Source organism: Arhodomonas sp. KWT (assembly GCF_010993615.1).
In genome coordinates this window covers 3,386-5,548 of sequence record NZ_WNXE01000156.1, presented here as the reverse complement: position 1 = coordinate 5,548, position 2,163 = coordinate 3,386, and the positions used below count along the sequence as shown (strand labels likewise).

Genomic DNA, 2,163 nt, shown 5'->3' with positions numbered 1-2,163 from the left:
CCCCAGGCCTGTTCGATGTCCGCGTCGAGCACCATGGTTACGTAAACCCTTGCCATCGTCTCTCTCCTCCTCGGTGATCCTGCGGGGTCAGGCGATGTCCTTGAAGCGCCGGATCTGGTCGGTCAGCGCGATCTCCGTGGGCAGGCGCTCCATGCTGCTCGCGCCGTAGAAGCCCTGGCAGTGTTCGCTGTTGCGCAGCACGTAGCTCGCGTCGTCCGGGTTGGCGATCGGCCCGCCGTGGCAGATCACGAGCACGTCCGGGCGCACGCGCTTGGCCGCCTCGGCCCATTCGTCGATCAGTGCCACGCACTCGTCGAGCGTCCGCGAGGACTGTGCGCCGATGCTGCCACCGGTGGTCACGCCCATGTGCGGCACAATCATGTCCGCGCCGGCGCGTGCCATCTCGACCGCCTCGTCGGCGGAGAACACGTACGGCGTGGTCAGCAGGTCCAGCTCATGGGCCTGGCGGATCATGTCCACTTCCGTGGAGAAGTTGATGCCGGTCTCCTCCAGCGATACCCGGAACGTCCCGTCGATGATGCCCACCGTCGGGAAATTCTGGACGCCGGAGTAGCCGAGCTCCTTCAGCTCACGCAGCAGCTTGGGCATGATCACGAACGGATCGGTGCCGTTGACGCCCGCCAGCACCGGTGTGTGCTTGACCACCGGCAGGATCTCGCCGGCCATGTCCTGGACGATCTCGTTGGCGTTGCCGTAGGCGAGCAGCCCCGCCGACGAGGCCCGGCCCGCCATGCGGTAGCGCCCGGAGTTGTAGACGACGATCAGGTCGATGGCCCCGGCCTCCTCGCACTTGGCGGAGATCCCGGTACCGGCGCCGCCGCCGATGATGGGTTGGCCGCGTCGCGCCATTTCCTGGAATCGCTCGACGAGGACCTTGCGCTCGACTCTTGCCATTGTCGGTTCCTTTGCTTGCGTGTCGATTGCCGTGCCGGCCCGGGTTACCGGGTCTGCGGCGACGTTCCGTTACCGGTCGCGGCGCGCTCGCCGCCGCCGGACCCCGCCCCGGTCCAGCGCGTGAGCACGCGCTCGAGGACCCGGCGGGTGCGGGCGTCGACGCCGAAGATCCCGTTCGGGAAGTTCTTGACGACGACGACGAAGATCAGGCCCACCACCGTCCAGTAATGGCTGGTGCCGAACCACTGCTGCATTAGGTAGCTGACGACGCTGATCAGCACGGTGACGAGGATGCCCCCGATCAGCCCGCCGACCAGGCTGGATACCCCGCCCACGAGCGCGGACAGGACCACGATCAGCGACGCCGTCAGGCCGGCGACGTCCGGGCTCACCACACCGTGGTAGTAGACGCCCAGAACCCCGGCGAGGCCGGCGATGACGCCCGATAGCACCATCAGCAGCCAGCGGTGCAGCTGGACGCGGAAGCCGAGGGCCCGCATGCGCTCGGGGCGGTCGCGTATACCCTGGAGGGTCAGGCCGAAGGGGGTGCGCAGCAGCCAGCGCAGGCCCAGGTAGCTCGCCGCGGCCACGATCACGGTCACCAGGTACAGCGGTGCGGCGTCACCCAGCGAGAAGCCGGCCACCTCGGGGGCCTGTATGCCGGCGACGCCGTTGTAGCCGCCGGTCACGGTCTGCCACTGCATCGCCACGCCGAAGAACATCTGCAGCAGCGCCAGGGTCATGATCAGGAAGTAGATCCCCGAGGAGCGCACGGCGATCAGCCCGAACAGGCCGGCCAGCACCGCGGCGGAGAGTACTGCCAGCGGCACCGTGAGCAGGGCCGGCAGGCCCATGTCGTGGCCGCCGATGCCGACCACGTAGGCGGCCATGCCGTAGAAGGCCATCTGCGCCAGCGACACCATGCCGCCGAAGCCCGCGAGGAGGCTGAAGCTCATCGCGACCATGCCCGTGATCAGCCCGCTGGTGAGCAGCTGGAGCTGGAACGTGGTCCCGAGCAGCGGGTAGAGCACCGCCAGGGCCATCAGCACGGCCGCGGTCGTCACGTCGCGGCGGTTGCCGCGCCGGGCGGCGTCCGCCAGCCGCTCATTGAGGGACGTCCGGATCTCGGTATGCATGGGCCTATCCCCTCTCGACGGAGCGCCCGAACAGGCCCTGGGTGCGGAATGCCAGCACCAGGATCACCGTTCCGCTCAACAGGAACATGGACAGCTCGCTGAAGTAGGCGCG

General features: G+C 68.4%; 2 protein-coding genes. Both read right to left on the bottom strand.

Translation table 11 applies throughout. The features are described from left to right. Positions 1-87 precede the first annotated feature (87 nt). Entirely contained in the window at positions 88-915 is an 828-nt protein-coding gene (locus tag G7A99_RS15545) for a phosphoenolpyruvate hydrolase family protein (RefSeq protein ID WP_018719483.1), read from the bottom strand. A gap of 44 nt (positions 916-959) precedes the next feature. Beyond that, positions 960-2,051 carry a branched-chain amino acid ABC transporter permease gene (locus G7A99_RS15540; protein WP_163141766.1) on the bottom strand — a complete coding sequence of 364 codons (1,092 nt, stop codon included), beginning with the start codon at positions 2,049-2,051 and terminating at the stop codon, positions 960-962. Positions 2,052-2,163: the final 112 nt, after the last annotated feature.

Coding starts and splice junctions, on each gene's coding strand:
- G7A99_RS15540 (WP_163141766.1), bottom strand. CDS start 2,051: ATGCATACCGAGATCCGGACGTCCCTCAATGAGCGGCTGGCGGACGCC.
- G7A99_RS15545 (WP_018719483.1), bottom strand. CDS start 915: ATGGCAAGAGTCGAGCGCAAGGTCCTCGTCGAGCGATTCCAGGAAATG.